This window comes from Mesorhizobium sp. M1027 (assembly GCF_040318745.1).
Taxonomy (GTDB): Bacteria; Pseudomonadota; Alphaproteobacteria; order Rhizobiales; family Rhizobiaceae; genus Mesorhizobium.
Map to the genome: position 1 here is coordinate 412,519 of NZ_JAMYMW010000001.1, position 25,486 is coordinate 438,004.

General features: G+C 62.2%; 27 protein-coding genes and 3 pseudogenes. 18 read left to right on the forward strand and 12 right to left on the reverse strand.

Annotation, left to right across the window (positions count from 1 at the left end; translation table 11 throughout):
- Positions 1 to 4: 4 nt before the first annotated feature.
- Positions 5 to 1,249 (reverse strand): FIST N-terminal domain-containing protein, encoded by a 1,245-nt coding sequence (locus tag NKH50_RS01935; RefSeq protein WP_352876345.1) that lies wholly within the window; start codon positions 1,247 to 1,249, stop codon positions 5 to 7.
- Between the two features lie 206 nt (positions 1,250 to 1,455).
- Here NKH50_RS01935 and NKH50_RS01940 point away from each other — a divergent pair, with 206 nt between their 5' ends.
- Entirely contained in the window at positions 1,456 to 2,478 is a 1,023-nt protein-coding gene (locus tag NKH50_RS01940; protein WP_254818249.1) for an acyltransferase family protein, read from the forward strand.
- 20 nt (positions 2,479 to 2,498) lie between these two features.
- Here the strand turns inward: NKH50_RS01940 and NKH50_RS01945 are convergent, their stop codons facing one another.
- Together NKH50_RS01945 and NKH50_RS01950 are read right to left on the reverse strand one after the other, a co-directional pair.
- The gene (locus tag NKH50_RS01945; RefSeq protein WP_352876348.1) at positions 2,499 to 2,996 is read right to left on the reverse strand and encodes a GNAT family N-acetyltransferase; all 498 of its coding nucleotides are present in this window, start codon (positions 2,994 to 2,996) and stop codon (positions 2,499 to 2,501) included.
- 20 nt (positions 2,997 to 3,016) lie between these two features.
- On the reverse strand, positions 3,017 to 3,781 hold the full coding sequence (locus NKH50_RS01950) for a copper homeostasis protein CutC (RefSeq protein WP_352876351.1): 765 nt from the start codon (positions 3,779 to 3,781) through the stop codon (positions 3,017 to 3,019).
- 220 nt (positions 3,782 to 4,001) lie between these two features.
- Here NKH50_RS01950 and NKH50_RS01955 point away from each other — a divergent pair, with 220 nt between their 5' ends.
- Both NKH50_RS01955 and NKH50_RS01960 read left to right on the forward strand, forming a co-directional pair.
- On the forward strand, positions 4,002 to 4,445 hold the full coding sequence (locus tag NKH50_RS01955) for an SRPBCC family protein (protein ID WP_352477683.1): 444 nt from the start codon (positions 4,002 to 4,004) through the stop codon (positions 4,443 to 4,445).
- Between the two features lie 71 nt (positions 4,446 to 4,516).
- A pseudogene (locus NKH50_RS01960) lies at positions 4,517 to 4,898 on the forward strand (carboxymuconolactone decarboxylase family protein); the annotation flags it as partial.
- A 37-nt stretch (positions 4,899 to 4,935) separates the two neighbouring features.
- Here NKH50_RS01960 and NKH50_RS01965 read toward each other — a convergent pair.
- Positions 4,936 to 5,838 (reverse strand): LysR family transcriptional regulator, encoded by a 903-nt coding sequence (locus NKH50_RS01965; protein WP_352876354.1) that lies wholly within the window; start codon positions 5,836 to 5,838, stop codon positions 4,936 to 4,938.
- Positions 5,839 to 5,966: 128 nt separating this feature from the next.
- Here NKH50_RS01965 and NKH50_RS01970 point away from each other — a divergent pair, with 128 nt between their 5' ends.
- Genes NKH50_RS01970 through NKH50_RS01980 form a run of 3 tightly spaced genes read left to right on the forward strand, consistent with a single transcriptional unit; the run spans position 5,967 to position 8,064 of the window.
- Positions 5,967 to 6,470 carry a nuclear transport factor 2 family protein gene (locus tag NKH50_RS01970; RefSeq protein ID WP_352876357.1) on the forward strand — a complete coding sequence of 168 codons (504 nt, stop codon included), beginning with the start codon at positions 5,967 to 5,969 and terminating at the stop codon, positions 6,468 to 6,470.
- Between the two features lie 59 nt (positions 6,471 to 6,529).
- Positions 6,530 to 7,513: an alpha/beta hydrolase gene (locus NKH50_RS01975; RefSeq protein WP_352876360.1), complete on the forward strand. Its 984-nt coding sequence runs from the start codon at positions 6,530 to 6,532 to the stop codon at positions 7,511 to 7,513.
- Positions 7,510 to 8,064 (forward strand): nuclear transport factor 2 family protein, encoded by a 555-nt coding sequence (locus NKH50_RS01980; protein ID WP_352688213.1) that lies wholly within the window; start codon positions 7,510 to 7,512, stop codon positions 8,062 to 8,064. Before NKH50_RS01975 ends, NKH50_RS01980 begins: the two co-directional genes overlap by 4 nt.
- Before the next feature lie 237 nt (positions 8,065 to 8,301).
- On the opposite strand, the gene NKH50_RS01985 is transcribed toward NKH50_RS01980, so the two are convergent.
- Entirely contained in the window at positions 8,302 to 9,000 is a 699-nt protein-coding gene (locus tag NKH50_RS01985) for a type 1 glutamine amidotransferase domain-containing protein (protein WP_352876364.1), read from the reverse strand.
- A 168-nt stretch (positions 9,001 to 9,168) separates the two neighbouring features.
- Here NKH50_RS01985 and NKH50_RS01990 point away from each other — a divergent pair, with 168 nt between their 5' ends.
- The 3 genes from NKH50_RS01990 (at position 9,169) to NKH50_RS02000 (ending at position 11,151) form a co-directional block, all read left to right on the forward strand.
- Complete coding sequence (locus tag NKH50_RS01990) at positions 9,169 to 10,077, forward strand: LysR family transcriptional regulator (RefSeq protein WP_352688242.1); 909 nt, start codon at positions 9,169 to 9,171, stop codon at positions 10,075 to 10,077.
- 138 nt (positions 10,078 to 10,215) lie between these two features.
- The gene (locus NKH50_RS01995) at positions 10,216 to 10,557 is read left to right on the forward strand and encodes a nuclear transport factor 2 family protein (protein ID WP_352688217.1); all 342 of its coding nucleotides are present in this window, start codon (positions 10,216 to 10,218) and stop codon (positions 10,555 to 10,557) included.
- A 147-nt stretch (positions 10,558 to 10,704) separates the two neighbouring features.
- Positions 10,705 to 11,151 (forward strand): nuclear transport factor 2 family protein, encoded by a 447-nt coding sequence (locus NKH50_RS02000; protein ID WP_352505818.1) that lies wholly within the window; start codon positions 10,705 to 10,707, stop codon positions 11,149 to 11,151.
- Positions 11,152 to 11,206: 55 nt separating this feature from the next.
- Here the strand turns inward: NKH50_RS02000 and NKH50_RS02005 are convergent, their stop codons facing one another.
- Together NKH50_RS02005 and NKH50_RS02010 are read right to left on the reverse strand one after the other, a co-directional pair.
- Positions 11,207 to 11,638, reverse strand: a complete 432-nt coding sequence (locus NKH50_RS02005; protein WP_352688219.1) for a cupin domain-containing protein — start codon at positions 11,636 to 11,638, stop codon at positions 11,207 to 11,209.
- A 70-nt stretch (positions 11,639 to 11,708) separates the two neighbouring features.
- The gene (locus tag NKH50_RS02010) at positions 11,709 to 12,539 is read right to left on the reverse strand and encodes a helix-turn-helix transcriptional regulator (RefSeq protein WP_352688221.1); all 831 of its coding nucleotides are present in this window, start codon (positions 12,537 to 12,539) and stop codon (positions 11,709 to 11,711) included.
- Positions 12,540 to 12,630: 91 nt separating this feature from the next.
- Between NKH50_RS02010 and NKH50_RS02015 the strand changes: the two genes are divergently transcribed.
- Positions 12,631 to 13,830 (forward strand): amidohydrolase, encoded by a 1,200-nt coding sequence (locus tag NKH50_RS02015; RefSeq protein WP_352876369.1) that lies wholly within the window; start codon positions 12,631 to 12,633, stop codon positions 13,828 to 13,830.
- On the opposite strand, the gene NKH50_RS02020 is transcribed toward NKH50_RS02015, so the two are convergent.
- From NKH50_RS02020 to NKH50_RS02035, 4 genes are all read right to left on the reverse strand, one after another.
- On the reverse strand, positions 13,808 to 16,030 hold the full coding sequence (locus NKH50_RS02020) for a xanthine dehydrogenase family protein molybdopterin-binding subunit (protein ID WP_352876372.1): 2,223 nt from the start codon (positions 16,028 to 16,030) through the stop codon (positions 13,808 to 13,810). The genes NKH50_RS02015 and NKH50_RS02020 overlap by 23 nt on opposite strands.
- Complete coding sequence (locus NKH50_RS02025; RefSeq protein ID WP_352876375.1) at positions 16,027 to 17,016, reverse strand: FAD binding domain-containing protein; 990 nt, start codon at positions 17,014 to 17,016, stop codon at positions 16,027 to 16,029. The genes NKH50_RS02020 and NKH50_RS02025 overlap by 4 nt, the downstream gene beginning before the upstream one ends.
- Positions 17,013 to 17,498, reverse strand: a complete 486-nt coding sequence (locus NKH50_RS02030) for a (2Fe-2S)-binding protein (RefSeq protein ID WP_254818266.1) — start codon at positions 17,496 to 17,498, stop codon at positions 17,013 to 17,015. Before NKH50_RS02030 ends, NKH50_RS02025 begins: the two co-directional genes overlap by 4 nt.
- Positions 17,499 to 17,765: 267 nt before the next feature.
- Positions 17,766 to 18,653 (reverse strand): LysR family transcriptional regulator, encoded by an 888-nt coding sequence (locus NKH50_RS02035; RefSeq protein ID WP_352876378.1) that lies wholly within the window; start codon positions 18,651 to 18,653, stop codon positions 17,766 to 17,768.
- A gap of 104 nt (positions 18,654 to 18,757) precedes the next feature.
- Between NKH50_RS02035 and NKH50_RS02040 the strand changes: the two genes are divergently transcribed.
- The 6 genes and pseudogenes from NKH50_RS02040 to NKH50_RS02065 form a co-directional block, all read left to right on the forward strand.
- On the forward strand, positions 18,758 to 19,621 hold the full coding sequence (locus NKH50_RS02040) for an SDR family oxidoreductase (RefSeq protein WP_352876381.1): 864 nt from the start codon (positions 18,758 to 18,760) through the stop codon (positions 19,619 to 19,621).
- A 39-nt stretch (positions 19,622 to 19,660) separates the two neighbouring features.
- Positions 19,661 to 19,939 (forward strand): annotated as a pseudogene (locus NKH50_RS02045) (AtaL-like protein); the annotation flags it as partial.
- Between the two features lie 360 nt (positions 19,940 to 20,299).
- Entirely contained in the window at positions 20,300 to 20,725 is a 426-nt protein-coding gene (locus tag NKH50_RS02050; RefSeq protein ID WP_352876384.1) for a hypothetical protein, read from the forward strand.
- Positions 20,726 to 20,892: 167 nt separating this feature from the next.
- A complete protein-coding gene (locus NKH50_RS02055; protein ID WP_352704558.1) occupies positions 20,893 to 21,186 on the forward strand; it encodes a DUF982 domain-containing protein in 294 nt (97 codons plus the stop codon).
- Between the two features lie 129 nt (positions 21,187 to 21,315).
- A complete protein-coding gene (locus NKH50_RS02060) occupies positions 21,316 to 21,861 on the forward strand; it encodes a hypothetical protein (protein ID WP_352876387.1) in 546 nt (181 codons plus the stop codon).
- 189 nt (positions 21,862 to 22,050) lie between these two features.
- Positions 22,051 to 22,230: pseudogene (locus NKH50_RS02065) on the forward strand (DUF982 domain-containing protein); the annotation flags it as partial.
- A 51-nt stretch (positions 22,231 to 22,281) separates the two neighbouring features.
- Here NKH50_RS02065 and NKH50_RS02070 read toward each other — a convergent pair.
- Entirely contained in the window at positions 22,282 to 22,824 is a 543-nt protein-coding gene (locus NKH50_RS02070; RefSeq protein ID WP_352737159.1) for a phosphatase PAP2 family protein, read from the reverse strand.
- Positions 22,825 to 22,857: 33 nt separating this feature from the next.
- On the opposite strand from NKH50_RS02070, the gene NKH50_RS02075 reads away from it, so the two are divergent.
- A complete protein-coding gene (locus NKH50_RS02075; protein ID WP_352876390.1) occupies positions 22,858 to 23,340 on the forward strand; it encodes a DUF2127 domain-containing protein in 483 nt (160 codons plus the stop codon).
- 529 nt (positions 23,341 to 23,869) lie between these two features.
- Positions 23,870 to 25,477, forward strand: coding sequence for an AAA family ATPase (locus NKH50_RS02080; protein WP_352876393.1), 1,608 nt, complete (start codon positions 23,870 to 23,872; stop codon positions 25,475 to 25,477).
- Positions 25,478 to 25,486: the final 9 nt, after the last annotated feature.

The following is a 25,486-nucleotide window of genomic DNA, read 5'->3' on the forward strand; positions in this document are numbered from 1 at the left end:
TTTCCTACTCCGCCGCTTCGGCCGCATTGCGTTCACCGAAGGCGATGCCGGTGAAGGTCTGGTTCAGATGCATCGAACGGTACTGTTCGCCATAGGTGCCGAAGCCGAGGACGTTGTTGACCTTGTAGAGTTCCGAAATCTCGCGATAGACCTGCCGATTGCGCGCGTCGAGCCGGCGCAGCACGCAGTCGAAACCGAGGATCAGGTCGATGCCGCCAAGCCTTTCACTGACGTCGCTGAGAGCGGCGCGGGTCGCCTCGACCATGTCCTTAGGCTGGGCGACGGCAAGCACGACACCATCGTCGATGGCGCAGAAGAACGACAGCGAGCCGTCCGCGTGCATCTTCTGGATTGAACGGCAGTAAAATTCGCCGCCGACTTTCACCACCACCGGGTGCGAGGCAAAACTCAGTGGCGTCAGCATCTGCGCGACGACGCCGACCGAGGCGGCATATTCCTCGGCGGCAATGGTGGCGTTGAATTCGCGCACGATGCGGTGGTCGGGATCGGATGCCGTCACCACCAGCTTCTCGTCGGTGGGAACGAAATTGTCGGTCTTGAACACGTGGAAAGGAATTTCCGTGGTGATCAGCACGATGATGGCGCTGTCGGAGGTCACTTTGCCGTTCGAGATCAGCCGCGTTGTCTCGAATTTCAAATCATCGCCAGCCGACCCGCCGATCAATGGAATATCGTCGAGCCCCCAATGGATGGCGGAGGTCACCGCTTCTTCGGCATAAGACAGGCCGTCGATCAAGCAGAGCGCGAAAGTGGTGTCGGCTCGCTCGTGCCCGAGGCGCTCGCGTAATGACCGCCTCAGCGCCTCGACTTCGCCGGTAATCCCGTCCATGCCCGATGAGGACAGATTTTCGACCATGGTGCTGGCTGCCGAAAACGATGCGGAGGGAAGCAGCATAGCCAGGATCTGGCCTTCCTCCAGCCCTTTGGGCGTTATCTCACCGGCCGTCGAGCAACCGGCATAGTGGAGCGCCGGCGCGTGGGTCTTCAGCGCTTCCGACAGGGCGACGGCCTCTATGAGTCTCTGCGAGAAAAACAGGAGGGCAAACCCGGCGTCAATGGCCACTGCTTCCGCTGCCACCGCCCGGGCGAACGCATCCGCGTCGGATTCGTCGGTGGTGAGCACCGAGAGGCCGCATGCATAGCGCGTCCGTGACTTGGCCAGCGGCTTCCTCCTCCATTTCCTCCGACGCTTTTTTGTGCGCGTCTGGCGCGCCGGCGTCGAGGTCATTGTTGTCTTGAAGCGGCGCTTTGGCAATGAGCCAACATGATGGATTTGAAGTTTCTACCGTTTGACGGCGTCAGCGCAGCCGCTCACGGACGGAAGGTGTGCGTCCCGTCGGGCGTGTCGTTATCTCGCACTTGCACAAAGTTGTAGTGCACTGCAATATGGCTGAGAATGCGGCCTTGAGCCCGCCTTTCGCAGAGGGGACCGGCATGACGGACATCTCCGCGACGCGTCTTGTCGTGGCCAGGCCTGTCGCCGACACATCGTCAAGGGCGAGGCTTGCCTATCTTGACGGCTGGCGCGGCCTGTCGATCGCGCTGGTGCTGATCGGCCATTTCTTCCCCGTTCCCGGCATCAATCTCGGCGTCCTGGGCGTCGAATTCTTCTTCGTGCTCAGCGGCCGGCTGATGGCCGAGATCCTGTTCGTCGAATACTATCCGCTGAAGAAATTCTTCAAGCGCCGGTTCTCCCGCATCTATCCGGCACTGCTGGTTTTCGTCGTCGTCGCGATGATCGCCTTGTCCGGCACGTTCATCGCCTTCAAGTGGAAGGCGGCGCTGACGGCGCTGACGTTCACCTACAATTACGCCGGAGTTCTCGTTACCCGCGCCGGCTCGCTCGACCATATCTGGTCGCTCTGCGTCGAAGAGCATGCGTATATCATTCTGGCTCTGATCAGCGTCGTCGTCCGTGGACGGTCCCGCGTCATCATGCTGCTCGGCGCATTGTCGCTGCTGGCCATGGCGAACGGCGCCATCTCCTACTGGGTGCTCGCAATAGGCTACGAGGGCACCTATTGGCGCACCGACGTGCACATCGCCTCGATCCTGCTGTCGGCGGTGTTATGCCTGCTCAAGGCCGACGACAGGCTGCCGGCGCTGCTCAAGGGGCCGCACGTTGCCCTGGCGGCCACAGTCGTGGCTGTGCTCCTTTTCATGGCTGCCGTGCCAACCCCCATCCACTATCTGGTCGCGGTGCCGCTGCTGGCGCTCGCCGTCAATTTGCTCGACTTCAGCAGCCGCTACCTGACCGGGGTTCTGTCGTCCCTGCCGATGACGATGCTGGGCCTGTGGTCGTACTCGCTCTATCTGTGGCAGCAGCCCTTTTATCAATTCGTCGACATAAAAGGCAGTTCGCCGTGGCTGATGCTGGCGGCGGCGTTCGCTTGCGCGCTGTGCAGCTACTACATCATCGAAAGGCCGGCCCGCTCCTGGCTGAACCGCAATTGGTAGGGCGAACGGCGCCCGCCGTTTTAGCCGGCGATCCGCCTTGCATAATACCGCACGGCTTTCCTGCCATCGTGGATTACCGCGTCGCCCACTTCCGCAAAGCCGAGTGCGGCATGGAAGGCGTCCGAAGCCGGATTGGGCGGCTCGGCATTGACTTCGCAGGTGACGATCGCCTGGCTGGCGCGTGACGCCTGCTCGAACAGATCCTCATACAGCCGGCGGGCATGGCCGCGCCCGCGCGCTGCGGCGGCGACCACGACGCGATCGACATAGACGAACCGCGGATAGCGCCGGCGAAACCACAGGAAGTTGGGGCTGTCGTAGCTGGCGTCCTGGTCGAAGGTCATGATGAAGGCTTCGAGCGAACCGATACGGCGTGCGTAAAACGCTTCGCCGAGCAGGAAGGAAAGGTGCTCGGGTTCGAGCCACGACAATTCGGCGGCGTGCTCGTTGTTTAGCGCGAGGACGGCCGGCTCATCACGCGGCGAAACCCGCTCGATCGGCAAACGCGTTTCGATCATGTTTTTTCTGTCTTCCGGGATCATGTCCGGACGGCGGCAATGGTCGCCGCCACCCTCGCCTCGTCGGTCACGGTGTTGCGGTATTCGCGGTCGAGATCGGTGCCGCCCATGCCGACCCTTGGGTTGCGGTAACGCATGGCACTCGGCACGTCCTTGAGCGCGGCGAAATGCATTTCGCTCAACCCGGTTTTCCTCCGCACCTTGCCGATGTTCTCTGGGTCAAGCCCGCCGCAGCCGAGGATGATGATGCGGTCGCCAGCCTGCCTGACAAGATCGGCGAGCAGGTCAGCGCCCTCGAGCGCCGTGTCGCGCTGGCCGCTGGTCAGCACGCGGCCGACCTTGCAGCGGATCAGTGTCTCCAGCGCCTCTGTCGGGTCGCGCGTCATGTCGAAGGCGCGGTGGCAGGTGACGTTCAATCGCCCCGCCGCCTGCACCAGTTCGCTCATGCGCTGTTCATCGATCGTGCCGTCGGCATTAAGGCAGCCGATAACGACACCGGCGACATCGGTGTCGGCAAGCGCGTGGACATCGGCGAGCATCGAACGATATTCGGCTTCGCTATAGAGAAAATCGCCGCCGCGCGGCCGCACGATGACGTGGAACGGGATCGTCGCCAGCTCGAGCGCCGTGCGCACCGTGCCGAAGCTTGGCGTGATGCCGCCCTCGATCAGACTGGCACAGAGCTCGACACGGTCGGCGCCGGCGGCTTGCGCGGCCAGCAGGCCGTCTATGCCTTCGACGCAGATCTCGATCAGCGGGAGGCGAGGGCGTTCGGTCTCGGTCATGGGCGATCCGTCGATGATTTCAGCTGGCCAGCGGTAGCATCGGGCCTAGTGCGATGAAAGCCGGAACTGTTGGCTCAATGTGCTTGCGCCTGCCATTCCGCCGCTTGACACATTCATAACTTCAGAGTTATACGTAAACGATAGCTGGTGGGTTATTGGTTCTCGTGGAGAGCGCGTTGGTGAACAGACCAGCCAAACCGCAAACAACGGGTCCGAAGTTATGACTGGAGCAACTACAGTCGAAACCAAATCCATTGTCGTCGAGCGTCTCATACCGCACGCGGCTGAAAAGATATGGCGCGCACTGACCGTGCCGCATCTGGTTGCCGAATGGCTGATGAAGAACGACTTCGCGCCTGTGCAAGGCCATCGCTTCACCTTTCGCGCGACGCCGGTACCGGGCTGGTCCGGCGTGACGAACTGCGAGGTGCTGAAGATCGAGCCGCCGCGCCTACTCGCCTACAGCTGGGGCGACGGCACCGAATCCGACAGCGGTCTGAAGACCGTCGTGACATGGTCGTTGACGCCCGAAGGTACGGCGACCCGGGTTCGCATGGAGCATTCCGGGTTCCGGGCCGAGGACGAGCGCGGGTACATCGGAATGGGAAGCGGCTGGCCGCGCATTCTCGAGCGGCTTGAGCAGGTGACTGCCTCGCAAAGCTGAAGATCCCTGCGTCGCCGCAACGCGGCGGCCGGCGAACTGACAGAGCCAAGGATGTCGAGACCCCGGATGTGATGCTCATTCCCCGGGCCCTGCAGGCGCTGCTCGCGCTGGACAAGTCGACGGATACGGCCGATCTGTCCTATGTGACGCCCAAGCTCGTCCATTTGCGCGCCAGCCAGATCAACGGATGCAGCGTCTGTATCGATATGCATGCGCGCGAATTGAAGAAGGCCGGTGAAAAGGACGAGCGCGTCTTCACCGTGTCCGCCTGGCGGGAAACACCTTACTTCACCGCGCCGAGCGCGCCGTGCTGGCGCTGACCGAGGCGGCAACCCGGTTGGCTGACCGGCCGGATCCGGTGCCGAAAAGGCCCTTGCCGTCCTGGTCATCCAGATTGCCCTGATCAACGCATTCAACCGGCTCAACGCAACTACCAGGCAGATGGTCGGCGCCCTGGGGCTGAACGGGGCCAAGTTCTCGAAAGGTCACATCAGATACGCAGCTTGTGAGCGTTCGCGCGCACGAAGTCGATGAAGGCCCGCAGCTTCGGCGGTACGAGGCGGCGGCTGGGATAGTAGAGGTGGAGCGGCTCGTAAGCGGAACAGAAAGGCTCCAGCACCTTGACCAGCGCGCCTGAGGCAAGAAGCGGCGCGGCGAGGCCCTCGACCGCGAAGGCGAGGCCAAGCCCCTGCTCGGCGGCGGTAATGCACAGCGGAAGCGTGTTCACGACCAGACATGCGTCCGGCGTGAATGCGACTTCGCGTCCCTCCACGATGAACTCCCAGGGCGAAATCGCGCGGGTGAGGGCGAATGCGATGCAGCGATGGGCGGCGAGGTCGGCCGGCCGCTTCGGCGTACCATTGCGCGCCAAATAGTCCGGGCTGCCCACCACGACCATCTGCAGAGGCCCGCCCAGGCGCGCGCCTATCATATCTTTATCGAGAAGCTCGCCGATGCGCAGGCCAGCATCGAAGCCCTCGGCGGCGATGTCTACGAAACTGTCGTCGAAAATCAGACTAAGCCGCACTTCGGGATAAGCATCCATGAACGGCCGCATCAGTGGCTCGATCAGCAGCGGGGCGGCGATCCAGGGCAGGCTGAGGCGCAGCGTGCCGGCGGGACGGTCGCGAGCTTCGCGCAGTGCCGCACCAGCCGCCCGGATATCTTCGGCTGCCGGGCGCACGTGGTCGAGGTATTGAGCGCCAGCTTCGGTCAAGCCAACGCTGCGAGTCGTCCGATTGAGCAGCCGCACCCCCAGACGCTCCTCGAGCCCCTTGACCGCCTCGCTCAACGAGGCCGGAGCGACGCCGAGCTCGGCGGCGGCGCGGGTGAAGCTTTTGGCCTCCGCAACTTTTACGAAGGCGACGATGCCGCTGAGCTGGTCGAGGCGCATTGTAAGGATTTTCCAAATAGCCCTGTCGAATTCTACTGGTTTTTCCGGTGAACAAAAGGCGTCATGTTGAGTCCGACGAACGGGCCTCTGTGTTGGGAACGGCTCGAAAAGGGAAGGAAACAGGACCGATGACCAGGCTTGCTTCGCTCGCCGCCGCCGCTCTTCTGGCGGTGTCTGCCGCCCCGGCGAATGCCGGGCCGCTGGAAGACAGCAACATCCAACTCGTCAAGGACTACTACGCAGCTTATGCGACCGGGAATCCCGAGGCCGTCCGGCCCTTCCTCGCGCCCGACATCGTGTGGCGCATTCCCGGCCATCATCCGCTTGCCGGCGACAAGCGCGGGCCGGACGAGGTGGTCGCCTTCTTCCGCGGCCTGGCCGACGGCAAATTCAAGGCCGAGCCGATCTTCTTCCAGGCGCAAGGCGACCTTGTCGTCGATGTCCATCGCGGCTGGTCGAATGTCGGCTCGGGTCCCGAGATCGACCAGCTCTACGCCCTGATGTTCCGCATCAAGGACGGCAAGATCGCCGAGGCACAGAATTTTTTGACCGACATGTACCAGTCGGACGCCTTCTACTGGGCGCATTACCTGCTGAAGCCACTGCCCGGCCGACTTGCTGGCGAGCGCTGAGACGGCGGTCTTTTTCGCAACGCGCCGCGGTTCTCACTCCAAGCCAAAGGAGACTTGCAATGCTTAAAACCCTGACACTTGCTGCAGCAACCGCCGTGACGCTCGCCGCCTCCAATGCCGCCGCCGCACCGCGCGTCGAGCACGTCACATTCTCCTCGCACGGTGAGCAGCTCGTCGGCGAACTCTATCTGCCCGATGATCTCGACGCGGCGAGACCTCGGCCCGCGCTGGTCGTGACTGGCGCCTGGATGACGGTGAAGGAACAGATGCCGACCCGCTACGCCCGCGAGATGGCGGATCGCGGGTTCGTCGCCCTGACCTTCGATTTTCGCGGTTGGGGCGAAAGCGGCGGCATACGCCGCCAGTACGAGGATCCTAAGGCCAAGATCGCCGACATCGAAGCCGCGGTCGCCTATCTCGCGAGCCGGCCCGAAGCCGATCAGGACCGCATCGGCGGCCTCGGCATTTGCGCCAGCTCCGGCTACATGGTCACTGCCGCCGCCGAAGATACCGCGATCAAGTCGGTCGCTCTCGTCGCGCCCTGGTTGCAGGATGCCGAAGTGGTCGAGCAGACCTATGGCGGCAAGGAAGGCGTCGCCAGGCTTGAGGCCGCGAGCGATGCGGCAGAGGCCGCGTATCGCCGCACCGGCAGACAGGCGTTCCTGCCGGCCGCCAGCCTGAGCGACGATCGCGCGATCATGTTCAAGGTGCCTTATTACACCGAACCCGATCGCGGCATGATCCCGGCCTGGCGTAACGAGGCCGATCCGGCCTTCTGGCGCGGCTGGCTGAGGTTCGACGCCATCCAGGCTGCCCCGCGCCTGCACCAGCCCTTTCTGATGGTGCATAGCGAGGCGGCTGCCATTCCGCAGGGTGCGCACAAGTTCTACGCGCGGCTGACCAGTTCCAGGCAGGAGCTGTGGCTCGACAACGTCACCCAGTTCGATTTCTACGATCGCGCCGCGCCGGTGAAGGCGGCGAGCGATGCCGCCGCCGCGCACTTCCGCGCGACGCTCGGCAGTGCAGGGGAGGCGGGACAATGAGCTTCGTCACCCGCCGGCATGTCCTGGCTTCGGCGGTTTCCGCTGCGATGGTTTCCGCCGTCTCGGCGCCCGCCTCGAGCGCCCCGGGAGATGCGCTGACGGTCAAAGACAGGATCACAATCGCCGAGGCAGTGGCCGGGATCGGCCTCTATGCCGACCTGCGTGAATGGAACCGGGTCAGATCCTATCTCGCGCCCCGTGTCACGACCGACTATACCAGCCTCTTCGGCGGCGAGGTCACGACCAGCGGCCGCGACGCGCTGATCGCGCAGTGGCAAGCACTGCTGCCGGGTTTCGACGCCACCCAGCACCTCATCACCAACATCATTGTCGAAGGCGCGGGCAATGCTGCCATGGCGCGCAGTCACGTCCGCGCAACCCACTGGATCGGCAGGCGGTTCTGGACGGTCGGCGGCAGCTATCTCCACCGGCTGGTGCGGACGCCGGAAGGTTGGCGCGTCAAGGCAATCTCCATCCGCCGCTTGTACGAAGAGGGGGATCGCGCCGTGCTGGCCGCCGCTGCCGACCGGGTAAAGGCGGAGGCCAAATGAGTGTTCGGGTTTACGCATGCCCAGCCACGCGGTGAGGTTGCTCGGAGCATCGGCAACGTGAATATTGATCGAAATGTCGGGGCAGGCTTGGCGCATGCGGCATTAGTGGCGCCAACCGCGGAGACAGGACATGACCCCTTCACTGCAAGACGTTTCGGATCGGCTTGAGACTGTAGCGGGTTCTGAAGTTGATCCGCCGACGCGAGCCGTCGGCAGATCACGGTTGTTCCAGACCGCTCAGGCGGTCTTGCTCTTCCTCGGGCTCAAAGCGCCTAGCAGCGCCTCAGCTGCCTCGCTCGATGATGCTGGGTTCTGACCCGTGATAAGCTGGCCATCGACGACTGTGTGGACGCCCCAGTCCTTGACCTTGGAGAAAACCGCGCCGAGGCTGATCAGCTCGTCCTCGACCAAGAACGGCACGACATTCGTGAGACCTACGGTCTCCTCCTCGCTATTGGTGAAGCCGGTGACGTAGCGTCCCTGCACAAACGGCGTGCCGTCGGGACTGGTCACGCGATGCAGAACGCCCGGTGCGTGGCAAACGAGGGCGATCGGCTTGCCGGCCGCGATGAAGGATCCGATCAGCTTGATCGAATTCGGATCTTCGGCCAAATCCCACAGCGGGCCGTGGCCGCCGGGGTAGAAGACCGTGTCGAAGTCCTTCTGGTCGACACTGTCCAGGCGCACGGTTTCTGCGAGCTGCGCCTTGGCAATATCGTCAGCACTGAAGCGCCGTGTAAGGTCGGTCTGGAACATAGGCTCGTCGCTTTTCGGATCGAGAGGCGGCTGGCCGCCCTTCGGCGAGGCGAGGGTGATCTCGGCGCCAGCGTCCTTGAAGACGTAGTAGGGGGCTGCCAGTTCCTCGAGCCAGAAGCCGGTCTTCTTGCCGGTGTTACCGAGAGTGTCGTGGGAGGTGAGTACCATCAGGACTTTCATTGTCGGATCCTTTTCTCAGGTGATGCCGCGCCAATGAGGCGTCGTAGTTGGTTGATTTGGAGCTCGATCGGCCGCGTCGGCCTGTCGATGCACGGATAATGGCACCTGCCCATGTATTTCAGAAATTTATTTCATTTATTTTATATATTCATGTCAGATTATATCTCGATGAGATACGATCTGAACCTGCTCCCGGTTTTCCTCGCCCTGATGGAAGAGCGGAGCGTGACACGGGCAGCAGCGCGACTGGGCATCACCCAGCCGGCGCTGTCCAATTCGTTGAACCGCCTGCGCGACACCCTCCGGGATCCGCTATTCATCCGGGAAAGGTATGGCATAAAGCCGACGCAATTGGCTGAGGAGATCGCTCCGACGATCGAAGCAGCGCTGGCGCAACTGGACGATCTCATTTTGAACCAGCAGGAATTTCAGCCAGCAAAGGCCGAACGGCTGTTCACGCTTGCCCCCAACAGTTACGTGGAGCTTGTGTTGATGCCGGCCCTCGTCGCGAGGACGCGTGAGCTGGCGCCTGGTATCAAGCTCCGCATGACAGCATTTGGCAACGATCTCGCCGAGACCGGCGTCATTTCCGGTACCACGGCCATGGTGATTGGCCGGATCGTCGATCCGCCGGGCAATCTTGTCGTCCAGCATCTTATGGACGATGGGCTCGCCTGCGCGGTGCGCAAGGATCATCCCGACGTTCGAGACCATATTTCCCGAGAACAGTATGAAAGGCTCAAGCACGTGAACGTGCTCCCGCCGGGCCGGCTGCGGGCGGGCCTCTTCCAGGCATTGGAGCAACAAAACCTCAAGCGAGAGATTGCCCTTTCTGTCACGCACTTCCTGGCCGTGCCAGAGATGCTTGCCGTTACGGATTACTGCGCAACGCTGCCGAGACTGATCTGCCGCAGCCTTGAGAGGGATCCGCGCCTGAAGATACTACCGCCGCCCGTCGACCTCGGCACTTTTCCAGTGCAGATGGCTTGGCACATTCGCTACCGCCACGACCCAGCCCACAGGTGGTTGCGTTCGATGATCGGCGAATTGGCAAAAGAAATGGCGTCGGAGACCTAAGACGGCTTTCTTGTATCCGCGTTGATGTCCGCAAAGGCCAAACCGGGCCATTCATCGTGCCGTATGCCGAGCACCAGATCCGGACTTGCCCGAGCTACCAGCAAGCGGCAGCTAGGGTCGCACCATGCCGCCAACTAAGTGCTGTCCGTCACGACCGACTATACCAGCCTCTTCGGCGGCGAAGCCGCGACCAGCGGCCGCGACGCGCTGATCGCGCAGTGGCAGGGTCTGCTTCCGGGTTTCGACGCCACCCAGCACCTTATCAGCAACATCATTGTCGAAGGCGCAGGCAATGACGCGGTTGCACGCAGCCATGTCTGCGCAGCCCACTGGATCACGGGCGGTTCTGGACGGTCGGTGGCAGCTATCTCCACTAGCTGGTGCGGACGCCGGAAGGCTGGCGCGTCAAGGCAATTTCCATCCGCCGTTTGTACGAAGAGGGGGATCGCGCCGTTCTGGCCGCCGCTGCCGACCGGGTAAAGGCGGAGGCCAAATGAGTGTTCGGGTTTGCGCATGCCCAGTCGCGCGGCGAGGTTGCTCGGAGCATCGGCAACGTGAATATTGATCGAAATGTCGGGGCAGGCTTGGCGCATGCGGCATTAGTGCCGCCAACCGCGGAGACAGGACATGACCCTTTCATTGCAAGAGGTTTCGGATCGGCTCGAGATCGAACAGCTGCTTGTTCGCTATTGCTATGCTGTGGACGATCGCGACTGGGACGCCTATCGCAAAATATTCACACTCGATGCCGTGCTTGACGACACTGTAACAGGTGGAATCAGGAGCGGTGTGGATGAGCATGTCGCTTACATGAAAGGCGCCCTTTCGAAGATATTGATCTCGCAGCACGCCATTTCGACAATCCTTCTGGATCTCCGAGGGGATGAGGCCAGCGCGCGCGTGCATTGTTCATGCCCGATGGTGGTCGACCTCGGCGAAGGCAAAAGGCAGGTCTTCTTCCAGGGGCTCTGGTATCGCGACCGCGTCGTACGCACGTCCGAGGGCTGGCGCATAAGTGAACTTGTCGAGGAAGGCTATTGGAATCACAATTTGCCGGAGGGGTTCGCGTTCTGACGTCTGTTACGCGCTGCGCTGGATTCGCCACGGACGCCGTTTTCAGACGTGGTAGCTACTGGCGCAACACGGTGTTCTTGGTGCCTTCTTCGACCTGGTCGATGACCAGCAGCTTGACCGGATCGGCGCCGACATTGATCGCCTGATGCCATTGCCCGATCATCTCGATGATGAAATCACCTGTTTGATAGGTGTTGCTCTTGCCGGTCTCGACGTTGGTGACCTGAAGCGTGCCGGCCTCGACATAGGCATAGCGCGGAAACGGATGCTTGTGGACCGGCAAGGTCGCGCCCGGCGCGATCTGATAGGCCGAGACCAGGACCTGGACGTTCTTCTGGGGCAGCGTGATCGGCTGGCCGGACGCGGTCTCGGTGCGAGAGGCAAGCGGGGTCACGACAACCGGCGTCCCGCTGGCATCCAGCGCCTGGGCGCTGTTTGCAAACAGTGCAGCCGTGAGCAGCAGCGTCGGTGCCAAGATTTTTCGCATGATTCCCCCCGAACTGCGTCAGCATTGCGCAGCAAGCTTTGAGGCGCAAGCTTGTCTGTTCAGGAGCGCCTTATCCAGCTCTTCTGAACATGCCCGGCGTCATACCATGCATGGCCCGGAATGTACGGGAAAAATGGCTCTGGTCGGCGAAACCCGCCGTAATAGCGGCGTCGGCGAGGCCAAATCCCTGTTCGATCAGCGCGCTCGCCCGGCGCAATCGCCGGTCGCGGATATAGGCCGCCGGCGTCAGGCCAATTGCCTTGTTGAAGTCGCGGATGACCTGGAACCGGGTCACGCCAGCCGCGCCGGCAAGCCGCTTGAGGTCGAGCTGCGAGCCAAGCTCGCTTTCGACAAGATCGCGGTACAGCGAAAATCTTCGCTGCGATCCGCAGCTTTCAATCTCTTCGGCCGGTCCGCTCGAGTCGCCATGCCGAACGATCAGTTGTCTCAGCGCCACGAGCAGGGACGTCTCTGCCGTCATTGTGTCCGGGGATGTCGAGCCCTGGTGCGCTGCCGTCAATGCTGCGGCGAGACTGCTGTCTTCGATCGTCGCGCGCGAAAACGCCGGAGCGCCGTCGCGGCCGAGTTCGCGGGTAAGCGCGGTCATCATCGGCACCGAAGGATAAAATGTCCGGTAGGCCCAGCCTTCATCCGCCCCGCGTTCGCCGTCATGCCACTCTTCAGGATTGACGACGGCAATGGCGCCCGCCGGAGCGAGAACGCTTTGACGGCCGATGCGAATGCGCTCGCAGCCGGAGGTGATCAGGGCGATCACATAGGTCGGGTGCGTGTGCAGGTCGTAGCGGTGCTGGGTGAAGCGCGCCTTGAACAGGCCCAGGTCGGGGAAGCACGGATGGCGCCAGTATTTCCCGGTCTCTGCCGCTTCGATTGTCTTTGCCATGGTCAATCCGGTTCAAGACGCTTTTCGTCTGGCCTTCTATATGGCTGGCAGGACCAAACCGCGCCGCCTTGCCGGCGTGAAAGGAGGCATCATGCTGCATAATGACCCCATCGCCGCGCTGACACCAGAGGTCATAGGCTGGCGGCACCATATCCATGCCAATCCGGAGCTCGGATTCAATGAATACGAAACGGCGCGTTTCGTTGCAGAGAAGCTGCGCTCCTTCGGCGTCGACGAGGTGCATGAAGGGATCGGCGGCACCGGCGTCGTCGGTGTCCTGCGCAGCGGTGGCGGCGCACGCGCCATCGGCCTTCGCGCCGAACTCGACGCGCTTCCGGTGCTGGAGAAAACCGGCTTGGCCTATGCCTCCAGGAAAGAAGGAGTAATGCACGCCTGCGGCCATGACGGCCACACGGCGATGCTGCTCGGCGCCGCCAAACTGCTCAGTCAATCGCGCACCTTCGACGGCACCGTCACGTTCATCTTTCAGCCGGCCGAGGAAAACGAGGGCGGCAGCATGCGCATGATCGAGGACGGCCTGTTCAAGCGCTTTCCGGTCGAGGCGGTCTATGCGGTCCACAACTGGCCGGGCGTCAGGCTGGGAACGGTCGCCGCCCGCGCTGGTGCGCAAATGGCGGCCGTGGACAATTTCGAACTGATCTTCGAGGGTCTTGGCGCGCATGCCGCGATGCCGCAGCTCGGCGATGACCCGATCCTGGCCGCCAGCGCCTTTGTGCAAGCCGTCCAGCGCATCGTCAGCCGCTCGGTCGACCCGCAAAGCGCGCTTGTCGTCAGCCTCACGCAGATCCACGGCGGCAATGTCGGCAACATCGTGCCGGGCAAGGTCTGGCTGCAAGGCACCTGCCGCTTCTTCGAGCCCGGCCTTTCCGATCACTGCGAGAGGCTGATCGGGGAGATCGCACAAGGCATTGCCGCCGCGCATTCGCTCAACGCCAGGCTCGACTACCGGAAGGGCTATCCGCCGCTGATCAACACGGCGGACGCGACGGCCCACGCCGTCGAGGCGGCGGCATCCGTCGTCGGCCGGGAGAATGTCTTGACCGGGTTCAGCCCCAGTCTCGGCTGCGAGGATTTCGCTTTCATGATCCGCGACGCCGGCGGCTGTTATGCGTGGATCGGTGCCGGGGAGGTCGGCCCCGGCGAAGGCCTACATGGCGACCGCTACGTTTTCAACGACGAGATCGTGCCGACGGTGATGCGCTATTACGTCAACCTCGTCGAGCAGACGCTTCCGCGGGCCGGTCCTTCTACAGCAGTTTTTCCGGCGTGATCGGCAACTCCCGGATCCGCTTGCCTGTGGCGTCGAAGACGGCATTGGCCACCGCAGCGGCAACGCCTGTGGCGCCGAGCTCGCCGATGCCCTTGCCGCCGATCGGGCTGGCATGCTCGTCCACCTCGTCGACGAAGTGGATTATGATGTCGCCGGGAATGTCGGCATTGACCGGAATGGCGACCCCGGAAAGGTTCTTCGACAGGAACCGCCCAAGCACCGGTTCGTGCCTGCTCTGCTCCATCGCCGCCATGCCCCAGCCCCAGATGATGCCGCCCGTCATCTGGCTGCGTGCGGTGCGGGGATTGACGATGCGGCCGGCGCTGTAGCTGCCGACGGCGCGACGAAGCCTGAGCAGGCCGAGCCCCGGATCGACGCCGACCTCCATGAAAATCGCGCCGAAAGTGCGCATGGCGAGGCCTTTGCCATGCTGCGCCGGATCGAACGAGCCGGAGCCGATGATCTCGCCGATGTCGGTATGGCTCATAACGCCGGCGATCGTCTGACCGCCGGCAGCGCCTTTGCGGCGAATCTTGCCGTCCTGCATCTCCACCTCGTCCGGCAGCAGATTGGCAAGACGGGCAAGCTGCGAACGCGCATCTTCGGCGGCGGCAAGCACCGCCGCGCCCACCCCCATGGTCGATGACGAGCCATAAGTCGGTCCCGCCTCCGGCAGCTGCGTATCGCCCATTTCCAACTCGATCTTCGCCATCGGCAGGCCCAGCACGTCGGCCGCGATCTGCGGAAAGATGGTGAGTGTTCCGGTCCCTATGTCCTGGGTGCCGGTGCGGATGAGCACCCTGCCGTCCCTGTGCAGCCTGACCTCGGCTGCAGGTGTCGGGTGGCGGAAACAGCCCATGCTGCAGGTTGCCATGCCGTAGCCGATCAGCCAATCGCCATCGCGTTGCGGCTTGCGCGGGCGCTCGCGCCAGCCGAACAGGCGGGCGCCTTCCTCATAAGCCTCGCGCAGCTTCTTCGATGACCAGGGCTGGCCGGTGGCCGGATCCGTGTCCGCATGGTTGATCAGACGCAGGTCGAGCGGATCGATGCCGAGGCGGTGGGCGAGCTCGTCCATCGCGCTTTCGAGGGCCCAGGTACCCGGACCCTCGACCGGCGCGCGCAGCGCCGTCGGCATGGCGACGTTCGCGCGCTCGACACGCTGGCTGAGACGCATGGCCGGCGTGGCGTAAAGACCCTTCGAGGCTTCGGTGGCGAACTCGACGAAATCGTCGCTCACGGTGGTCAGGTTGACCACGTCCTGTTGCACGGCGGTCAGCTTGCCCGACCTGTCCGCAGCCAGCACGATCTTCTGTGCCATGCGCGGCTGGTAGCCGAGGCAGGAATAGGCATTGGCGCGGCTCAGCGCCAGCCTGACCGGGCGCTGCATGATGCGCGCCGCGGCGGCGGCCAGCACCTGATGAGGCCAGATCCAACCCTTGCCGCCGAAGCCGCCGCCGGTATGGCGGGAAATCACGCGGACCTTCCCGGCGGGGACATTCAAACGGGCGGCAAGCACCTGGCGGACACCATAGACGTGCTGCGTGGCGTCGTGCAGCGTCAGCTCTCCGTCGTTCCACTCAGCGAGCGTCGCCGAGGGCTCCATGGCGTTGTGGTGGCGCGACGGCTGCAGGTAGACGGCTTCGACCATGGCGGCTGCGTCGCTAAGCCCGCGGTCGACGTCGCCCTTGGTAAATGTCGGCTCCAGGAACAGGAAGCCGCTCTCCCTCGGCACGACCGCAGCCTTGTCGATGGCGGTCCACTCCGGCGGTGCCGGCAATTCCGGCTCGGCGAACTCGAAGCGCAATGCGACGTGGCGGGCACCGGCCTCCGCCGCCTCCAGCGTCTCGCCCAGCACAATGGCAAGCGGCTGACCCTCGTGACGTATCTCGTCGCCCTGCATGGGCATGAAGCTCTGCGCTGCCGGTGGGCCTTCGGCCTGCTGCATCTGCGTATCGGGCTCGGCCCTCGGCGATGCGAACCGGCCGAATTTGGGCATGTCCTCATGCGTGAGCACACGCACGACGCCCTTCTCGGCGAGCGCGTCGTCGACCATGATCGAGGTCACGCGGCCGGCCGGAACGGGCGCGGTCACGAGTACCGCATAGAGCAGGTCGGGGGCGAAATAGTCGGCCGCATAGCGGGCGCGGCCGGTGACCTTGACGCCGCCGTCAGGGCGGGCAACAGGCTGGCTGATCATCATGACGGCATCCTCGCTGCTCTTTCGGTCGCCCGCAAAGCGGCGGTCTTGGCCAGTTCGATCTTGTAGGCGTTCTGCGACAAGGGACGCGCTTGGGCAAAGGATTGCTCGATAGCGGTGCTCAACGTCTCGCGATCGCCGATTTCGGCACCGGCGAGCTGCTCCTCGGCGGCGCTCAGCCGCCACGGCCGCAGCGCCACCGACCCCAGCGCCAGGGCGGCCCGACGGATGGTTTGGCCGTCCATCTCCAGCACAGCGGCGGCAGAGACGATGGCGTATTCGTAGGATTCGCGCTCGCGCACCTTGAGGTAAGCCGATCGCGGCGCCGGCGCCGGCAGCTCGATTGCCGTGATCAGTTCGCCTTGCTGCAACACATTGTCTGCCTCGGGCCGCGTGTCGGGAAGCAGGTGGAATTCCGCTGCCGGAATGCGCCGGCCGCCGCTGCGGTGCGCGGTGACGATGACCGCATCAAGTGCTGCCAGCGCCAGGGCCGGGTCGGATGGCTGGGTGGCGACGCAATCCTCGGTCCAGCCGAATATCGCGTGATTGTCGTTGATGCCATGCAATGCCGAGCAGCCGGAGCCGAGCTGACGCTTGTTGCATGGCAACTGCTCTTCGGCACGGAAATAGGCACAGCGCGTCTTCTGCAGAAGATTGCCGCCTATCGTTGCCAGGTTTCTCAGCTGCGGCGATGCGGCGTTGAGGATCGCCTGGCTCAACACCGGATAGTCGCGCACGACCAACGCATGCTGCGCGACATCGTTGAGATGCGTCAGCGCGCCGATCGTCAAGCCGCCGCCGGGCAGTGTTTCGACCTGATCCAGCCCGTCGAGGCGGGAGATGTCGATGATCCGGGTCGGCTCGGCAATGCCAAGGCGCAGCCAGTTGAGCAATTCGGTGCCGCCGGCGAGAAAGGCGCTGTCCGGCGCGGCACCGGCTGCGATCGTGTCACCCAGGCTGTCGGCGCGTGCATAGACGAATGGGGTCATTGGCTCGCCCTCCCGGCCGCTGCGCGCACCGCCTCGACGATTTGCGGATAGGCCGAGCAGCGGCACAGATTCCCGCTCATCCATTCGCGGATCTCGGCATCGGAGCCGGTATGTCCCTCCTCGATCAGCGCCGCCGCTGACATCACCTGGCCGGGCGTGCAGAATCCGCACTGAAAACCATCATGATCGATGAACGCCTGCTGCACGGGATGAAGCGCATCGCCGTCTGCCAGCCCTTCGATCGTGGTAACCTCGCGTCCCTCGCAGGACACGGCAAGTATCATGCAGGCATTCACACGCCGCCCGTCGAGGTGCACGGTGCAGGCGCCGCACTCGCCGAAATTGCATCCCTTTTTCGTTCCGGTCAGATGAAGCCGCTCGCGCAGCAGGTCGAGCAGCGTGACGCGGGGATCGAGATCGGAAAGGCTGTGATCCTCTCCGTTCACCCGCAACCTCAATAGGTGCCGATCGTGGAAGTTCATGTGGGGTACCTCGAAGCACATGCCGTACTCGCCGCAAGGACTTGTCCAGCAAGCAGCCACCCACCTGTCGAGGCGAAATAGGGCGGTCGATTCCGGTGAAAAGGCGCTGCCGGTCAGGGAAGGCTAAAAAACGCGCATTCGAGATTTGCGGCGGAAAGGCCCTGAATGCCGCCGCAAAAAGTGCACTGGCACCGTAATTCGGGTGTGAAGTAACGCTGAAAGATTTATGGAGTAACGCATCAGCTTGGTTAGCCAGTTTCGTGGGAGTCATTTGCCGATATAGGCGGCCAGCTCGTCAGGTGTCCCCATGGGAAAGGCGCGTTTCAGATGGTCGAGGAATGCGGAGACGCGCGCGCTCAGCAGCCGCCGAGAGGGATAGAGTGTCCACAGGGCGATGTCGGGTCCCTCGACATCCCCCCAAAGTACCAGCGTTCCGTCCGCCAGATCATGGCTCACTAGCGACACGGGAAGGCGTCCCGCGCCGACGCCCGCTCGCACTGCATCCCGGACCATGATGAGCGACGACAACGCAAGGACGGGCTCGATCGCGATTGTTAACCGGCCAGTTGGCGTTTTCACCTCCCAAGCCCCGCGATCTGTCGAACGCATGACGGCCGGGGTCGCCAGGCCTTCGGCCGGCAGGGCGAGGTCAGGACTTGCCACGACCACCAGCCGATCACGCAGAAAGGCTCGCCCAACGAGGCTCTCATCCGGATCCGGATTGACCCGGATCACCAGGTCAAATCCCTCTTCGATCATGTCGACGACGCGGTCTTCGGTCGTGACCTCGAGCCTGACCTCCGGGTATTTCAGGGCGAAGCCGGCGGCGATCTTCCCCATCGCGATCTGTGCGAACAGCAATGGGGCGCTGATCCGCAACCGGCCGCGCGGCCTTTCGCCGCCTGAGGCGATCGCCGCCGTCGTCTCTTCGAGCTCGGAAAGCAACCGGCCCGCGCGCTCGAAAAGCGCGCGTCCTTCTTCCGTCAGCTTTAACGCGCGCGCGCCACGCTCAAACAGCCGTAGATCCAGACTCGCCTCCAGCTCCGCCACGCGTCGGGACAAGGTGGCCTTCGGGCGCCCGGCAGCGCGGGCGGCCTTACCGAAGCCCCCGTGGCGGGCGACCAGATTGAAATCAGCAAGGGCAAGTAGATCCATGTGTTCCACCTGTGGGACGGCGTGTTCAGATATCATGCCTACCGACACAAATGTGGATCACTAATTTTCTGAGACGCCATCCGGCTCAACTCAGGAGTAATCCCATGACCATTCTCGTTACCGGCGCGACCGGCAATGTCGGCCGCAACGTAGTCGAACAGCTTGTGAAGCGTGGCGCCGATGTGCGCGCTTTGGTTCGCGATCCCTCGAAGGCCAATTTCCCCGCTGGCGTAGATGTCGTGCAGGGTGACCTGCTCGATGTCGATTCCCTGCGCAAGGCGTTCTCCGGCGTCTCCACCCTTTTCCTGCTGAACGCGGTGGTGGCCGACGAATACACTCAGGCGCTGGTAGCGCTGGCCGTTGCCCGTGAGGCCGGCATCGAGCGGATCGTCTATCTGTCGGTGATCCACAGCGACATCTACGTCAATGTGCCGCATTTCGCGGGCAAGTTCGGCGTCGAGCGGATGATCGAACAGATGGAGCTCAACGCCACCATCCTGCGGCCCGCCTACTTCATGGACAACGACATCACGATCAAGGACGTGGTGATCGGCTACGGCATCTATCCGATGCCGATCGGAGCCAAGGGCATCGCCATGATCGACGCGCGGGACCTGGGCGAGATCGCCGCGATCGAACTCCTCCGCCGTGAGCAGGCCGCCGCGCCGCTGCCGTTCGACCGCATCAACCTGGTCGGCCCCGACACGCTGACTGGCACGGACGTCGCAGCGATCTGGACGGACGTCCTCGGTCGACATATCGCGTATCCCGGCGACGACACCGCCGGCTTCGAGCAGAACCTGCGGCAGTTCATGCCGAGCTGGATGGCGCTCGACATGCGCCTGATGGCCGAGCGCTTCCTCACGGACGGCATGGTCCCCGACGCCGGCGATGTCGACCGGCTGACCGCGCTGCTTGGCCGGCCGTTGCGCTCGTATCGCGACTATGCGGCCGCAATTGCCGGCTGAGCTCCAGCACTGATAACCTTCTGTCCCAGGAGACACATCGTGATCTACTCGACCGCTGCCGTTCCGGTGAATCCCGGAGGCGAGACCAGGCTGACCCGTGCGCAGATATGGCAGGGCCTCGAACTCAAGGCGCGCGACGCCCGCCTGTTCCTGCCCGCAGGCCTCTGCACCCGTTGCGACGTCGTGGAGGACAGCGCGACCCGCTTCGTGCGCCAAGCTACGATCGCCGGTGCTGATCTGCGCGAAATCATCATGATCGAGCCGGAAAGCAAGGTCACCTTCTTCCAGGCGGCCGGTCCGCGCGAAGGCGCGGAAATCGCCTTCATAGCTAGTCGTCGGGTCATTCACATCAGAAAGTTGCGCCAACGGCAATTGCAACCAGCTGGTGAGCGAGCTGCTTCATAAGCACGGACGAAACGCAAAGCCAGTCCGTCAAAACGCGGGTGTAGATGACGTACTGATTCACGGCCTTGTCCAGTTCAAGCGTTGTGCCTGACAAGGTGGTGGCCGAAGCATTGTCTAACGTCAACGTTCGTTGTGACTGACCAAACGCTGAATAGCGGCGAACCCAAAGGCTCCCCAACGCAACGTACCCCGACTGTGCGCGTTCTAGTGAAATGGGAGGGCGCCATAGCCGATCTGACGGGGGTGGTCTGATGACAAGTCGGAGCAACAGGGATGGCAAAGTTTAAAGAAGCCCTTGAGCGCGGGAAGAAAGCTCGCCGTCAGCAGGAGGAGCCCGTCGGTGGCGCGCAGATGGGGAAGCGAGATGCCCCCATGGCGGACTTCAGCGAGCAAGCAAAGGCTTGGCTAAACGACGTCGTGATTGCATCGCTGGAGGCGGCCAAGGCTGACGTGGCAGGCGAGGTGGCTATCGACATAGACACCGCGCCACGCCGGCAGGTCAAAGCTTTAACCCCGTCGATTCGTTTCCAGATCTACAGGAAGCGAGAATTGGAGAAGACGCCTAGAAGAACCTTTACGGTCAACGTTAAGGTGAGCGGGGCGGTGTCCGTATCTTCGCCGGGGATGGTGACCAAAGATGTGGGAAACATGGGGGATAGGTCCGACCTACGGGTCCGCACCGAACGTGGTCGAAATTGACGCAGCCAAACGGAAGGTTATTGCCGAAGTTGTGCGGCGGTGGATCACTTCAGAGGTAATCCGCAATTACCTTCGCAACCTGCTAAATCTGCCCGTAGAACGGGAGCTGCCGGCTGAGCAAAAGCATTTGCTGCAGGAACTTGATCGGGCCGACAAAGAGTGACTGCATGGCGCTCCATTGGTTCTCCCCGCCGGTCCCTGTCAGCACCGAGGGTAGCGGTTCGACGCGGAAGGTTAGCAACGCTGAAGCAGCCGCTGAGGAACTCCTGAAGTGGACCAACCATGGCCTTCAGTGGAACCTCGCGGTGCACGTATGCCTCGCTGTGATTGCCGACGAGATGGAGCCTGAGGAGTGCCGCAAGGCATTCTTGGCGGCTGCCAAGGAAGAGGGGTTGGTGCTACGCTCGTCTGATAGGGCCGAATGTGCCAGTTACCCGAGCCCAGTTCCCAAACATTCCTGATCCCTAATGCAACCATTCCCTCATCTCCGAGTTGCGCGACAGGCGGGGAAGCTCGGCCGACATGACAAAGCACGACAAAGCCGAACAAGTCCCTCGCAGAGCCGTTCGGCACCAAGGAAGGGGAATGCGATGCGTGCATATTGGTTGATGCGCATTGCCGCGCTTGCTCTCAATGCCGCGCCGGCGGCAGGGGAACCTTCGGTCGAGCGAGGACTCTATGTCTCCATCATCGGCGGCTGCCACGATTGCCACACCGAAGGATATAGCGAAAGTGGCGGCAAGATCGATCCGGCCAAGGCTTTCAAGGGAAATGCACTCGGCTTTCAGGGACCGTGGGGAACCAGCTATGCGGCAAACCTACGGCTGACGGCCGCCGACCTCACAGCCGACGGCTTCGTTTCATATCTTCGAGGCCTTGAGACTTATCCACCGATGCCAGGGTATAACGTACGGGCGATGAGCGATGAGGACAAGAAGTCGCTCTATCTCTATATTCGCACGCTCGGTGACGCAGGCGAGCGAGCGCCGGCTTTCGTGCCGCCTGGCGACAGGGTCCATACGCCTTATATTGTTCTCGCCCCGCCCTTGTCGCCGCCCGCCTGCACACGCGATTTCGATTGCGGTGTAGGAGAAGTCTGCGATCCCGGCGGCTCCGGGCAGTGCATGAAGAGATAACGCTCAGACCACCTGGCCGCCATCGCGCACTGGCGTTCGCTGGCGACCAGCTCTACTTCGCCATCCAGGTCCGGGGAGCAGAGCGTCAACTTCCGACATGAACTTACCGATCTAGCATTGCAGGAAACTGACCATTGCTGACACCGGCCGGCCTTTCTCAAGACCCAACGACCTGGGGTCACCTACGGCTGCAACAATGTCGAGGGTGCCGCCGAGGAACTCATGAAGTGGACCAAGATGGGACCTAAGTGGCGGAAGGCTGTGCAAGTGTGCATCGAGGCCGTCGGGGACCGGGCTACCCCGGAGGAAGCCCGTAAGGCCTTCGAGGCTGCTGCCAAGGAGGAAGGGGTGTTACGGCAATCTGGCTAGCCCTGTTACCGCTCACCTTGCCACTATCGATGCGTCTCGAGCCGCATCAATCTAAAGAATTTTGGTCACCAGATTGTCCAGCCGGGAGTTCTTGCGGTAAGTCAATCGCACCACACCGGCACCTAAGACGCCAGTGATGGCACCGCCGAGAACGTCGGTAAGGTAGTGAGTGCCGATGTAAATTCTCGACCAGCAAATCAGAAATGCCATGATGAAGAGCGCAATCGTCCGGCGCGGGAGGCCTTGCATCGCAAAGGCCGCAACAATCGCAATGGCGGCTGTCGCGTGATCGGACGGGAATGACCAGTCGGCGCTGGGCGCAATCAACAAGTGGGTCACACCGGCATCGTAGGGCCGCATCCGATGCACGAACAGAAGAATGAACTGGTTGATCGCAAGGCCGAGCAGGAACGCCAGACCGGCCGACAAGGCCGCGTGACGGACATGGTAGCGGTCGACCTTCGCCCACCATTGTAGGGCCACGGCCAGCACCATCAGCGGAACGCCGATCTGTGAGACGCCAATCATTGCTCTATCTAGGAAAGGGCTGAGCCCGGCTGCCGCGTTGATCCAGTGAGTGAGAGCTGCATCCATTGTTTGGTTCCGTTATTGACCGCGAGGTGGGTTGTGAAGGCTTTTGATGAACGCCGCATCCATCAGATTTTTGAAGTCAGCGTCTGGCTCAAGGGTGCGCACGCCCTGATCGAATGCCTTGGCGGTGTCCTGCTTTATCTCGTCACCACAGACACCATTGCCTCGTGGGTCAATGCCTTCACCCAAGAGGAATTGATCGAAGATCCGAATGATTTCGTAGCTGGCTATCTGTCGCAGATGGCAGGCCATTTTTCCGTCGCCAGCAAGGAGTTCTACGCCTTCTACCTGCTCAGCCACGGCCTGATAAAGCTGCTATTGGTCGTCGGCCTTTTGCGAGGCAAGCTCTGGTCGTACCCGGCCTCCCTCGTCGCGCTGGGCGCATTCATGGTCTACCAAGTCTACCGCTATTCCTATACCCACTCTCCGGGCCTGCTCGTACTGACCGTCTTCGATGCGGTCGTCATGGTGCTGATCTGGCACGAGTGGAGGATCGTGCGACAGCACAGGCCCGCGTGACGTGTCAGCCGCGCCTCCGGTCAAGCCACTGCACGGCAGACCAACACAGAATGGCCCAAGCAGAGCGCGCGTCAGTTTGTTCCTGAAGGCGCCCGTTGCGAACGATCATTTGTGCTGGTCCGCTGCGGGCTCTTTAACGTCAAGCGTTGGTGGCCGGGTGGGCTAAAGGAAATCTTTGGGGACATTGAGGCTGAGTTGGTCGGGACCAAAATGAGCTGCGAACGATGCGGCAAGACGACTTCATGCAGCCGAGACATACAACCCAATGGCGCGAGCGGCAGGGCATTCGGATTAGGCGGCTTGCCCAGATAAAGGTTGTTCGGCGGGTCCTTTGGAGGGATGAGGATTGAAAAAGACGCTATTGACCTGAGGCAATCAAGGCTCATCGATTGCACGCGATAACCGGCCCATGCTAACTGATGACAGTCGCCTTACTTCCCACTTCGACCCCAATACGTTCGGCTCAGGGCGACACATTTGGCAGCCCTCGCGCTTGCCAGTGGTGCAACAATCAAAAGATTGATGGTCTATGCCCTTTGAGTTCACGACCCGAAGCCCTGGCGGTCCGATCCCTTTCATCATACTGCCCGGCACTTCCCTGATCTTTGTTGGATCAAACGGCGGAGGCAAGACGCGCCTCGCCGTCGAAATAGAGAACCAACTTCGGCTGCGCGCGCACCGTATTTCCGCCCATAGGGCACTCTCGCTGAAGCCCACGGTCGCCAAAATCAACGAGGAGGTAGCGTTGCTGGGGCTTCGGACCGGCCATACTGGCATAGGTGCGAGCTTTGATCACCGTGTAGGAAGTCGCTGGCATGGGGACATGGCAACTGGGCTCCTCAATGACTTCGACGTCCTGCTTCAAGCCCTTTTTGCCGATCAGATGAATAAGACGCTGCGGACCCACCAAAAGGCCAGAGCCGGTGACACATCTCCGGCCGAGATGACGAAGTTCGAGCTTCTTGCCGACATTTGGCAGCGGCTTCTTCCTAACCGCAGGCTCGTGATCTCCGGTGATGACATTCGGGTTCAGGTCGCGGGATCGGATACCGAATACAACGCTAAGGATATGAGCGATGGCGAGCGCTCAGTGTTCTACATGATTGGCCAAGTTCTCGCCGCCGACCCGGACATACTTCTGATCTTTGACGAGCCGGAGCTTCATGTTCATAGATCCATCATGGCCAAACTATGGGACGAGCTTGAGGCGGCACGGCCGGATTGCGCTTTCATTTTCATCACGCATGACCTCGAGTTTGCCGCGTCCCGCATTGCCGGAAAATTCCTAATCCGCGACTATGACCCTAAGGCCGGTTGGACAATCGAACCGGTTCCAGAGGATACTGGTTTTGATGAAGAGATTGCGACGCTTATCCTCGGCAGCCGACGTGCAATTCTGTTTGTCGAAGGCAGCAAAACCAGTCTCGACACAGCTGTTTTTCGCTGTTGCTATCCGGAATGGACTGTCATTCCGCGCGGTTCTTGCGAAGAAGTAATTCATTCCGTCGTCACAATGAGGGCCAATGCCCATCTTACGCGGGTGACCTGTTCGGGGATCGTCGATGCCGACGACTATTCTGCGGAAGAGGTTGCCAATTTGGGTAAGCTCGGCGTCGCCGTATTGCCGGTTTCGGAGATAGAGAACCTCTTCCTGCTGCCTGACGTGGGACGCGCAATCGCGCAGCACGAGGGCTATCGTGGGGCAGACCTCAACGACCGGCTTGATACATTTCGGCAAGCTGTCATCGCCGACGTAACCCCCGCATCGGCGGCAAGCGCTGTCGCGCGGTACTGCCGCAGGCGAATTGACCGCACATTGAAGAAGATTGATCTCAGCGGCGCAAGCACGGTTGCGGACATTGCCACCGAATATGCTGTTAAGACATCTGCATTGGATGTGGCTGCAATCGGAGCGGCGGCGTCTGCCCGAATCAACGCCGCTGCCGCAGATCAGGACTTAGCCGAGCTGGCCAAGCACTATGACAACAAGGGATTGATGGCCCTTGTAGCGAGACATCTCAAGAACACACCATTGGGTGAGTTCGAAATGTGGCTAACACGCGCTCTGCGCAACAACCTCGTTCCCGAACTCACGCGAGCCCTACGCCGAGTTCTTCCAGAAATTCGTGCTCGATGAATAGGTGAC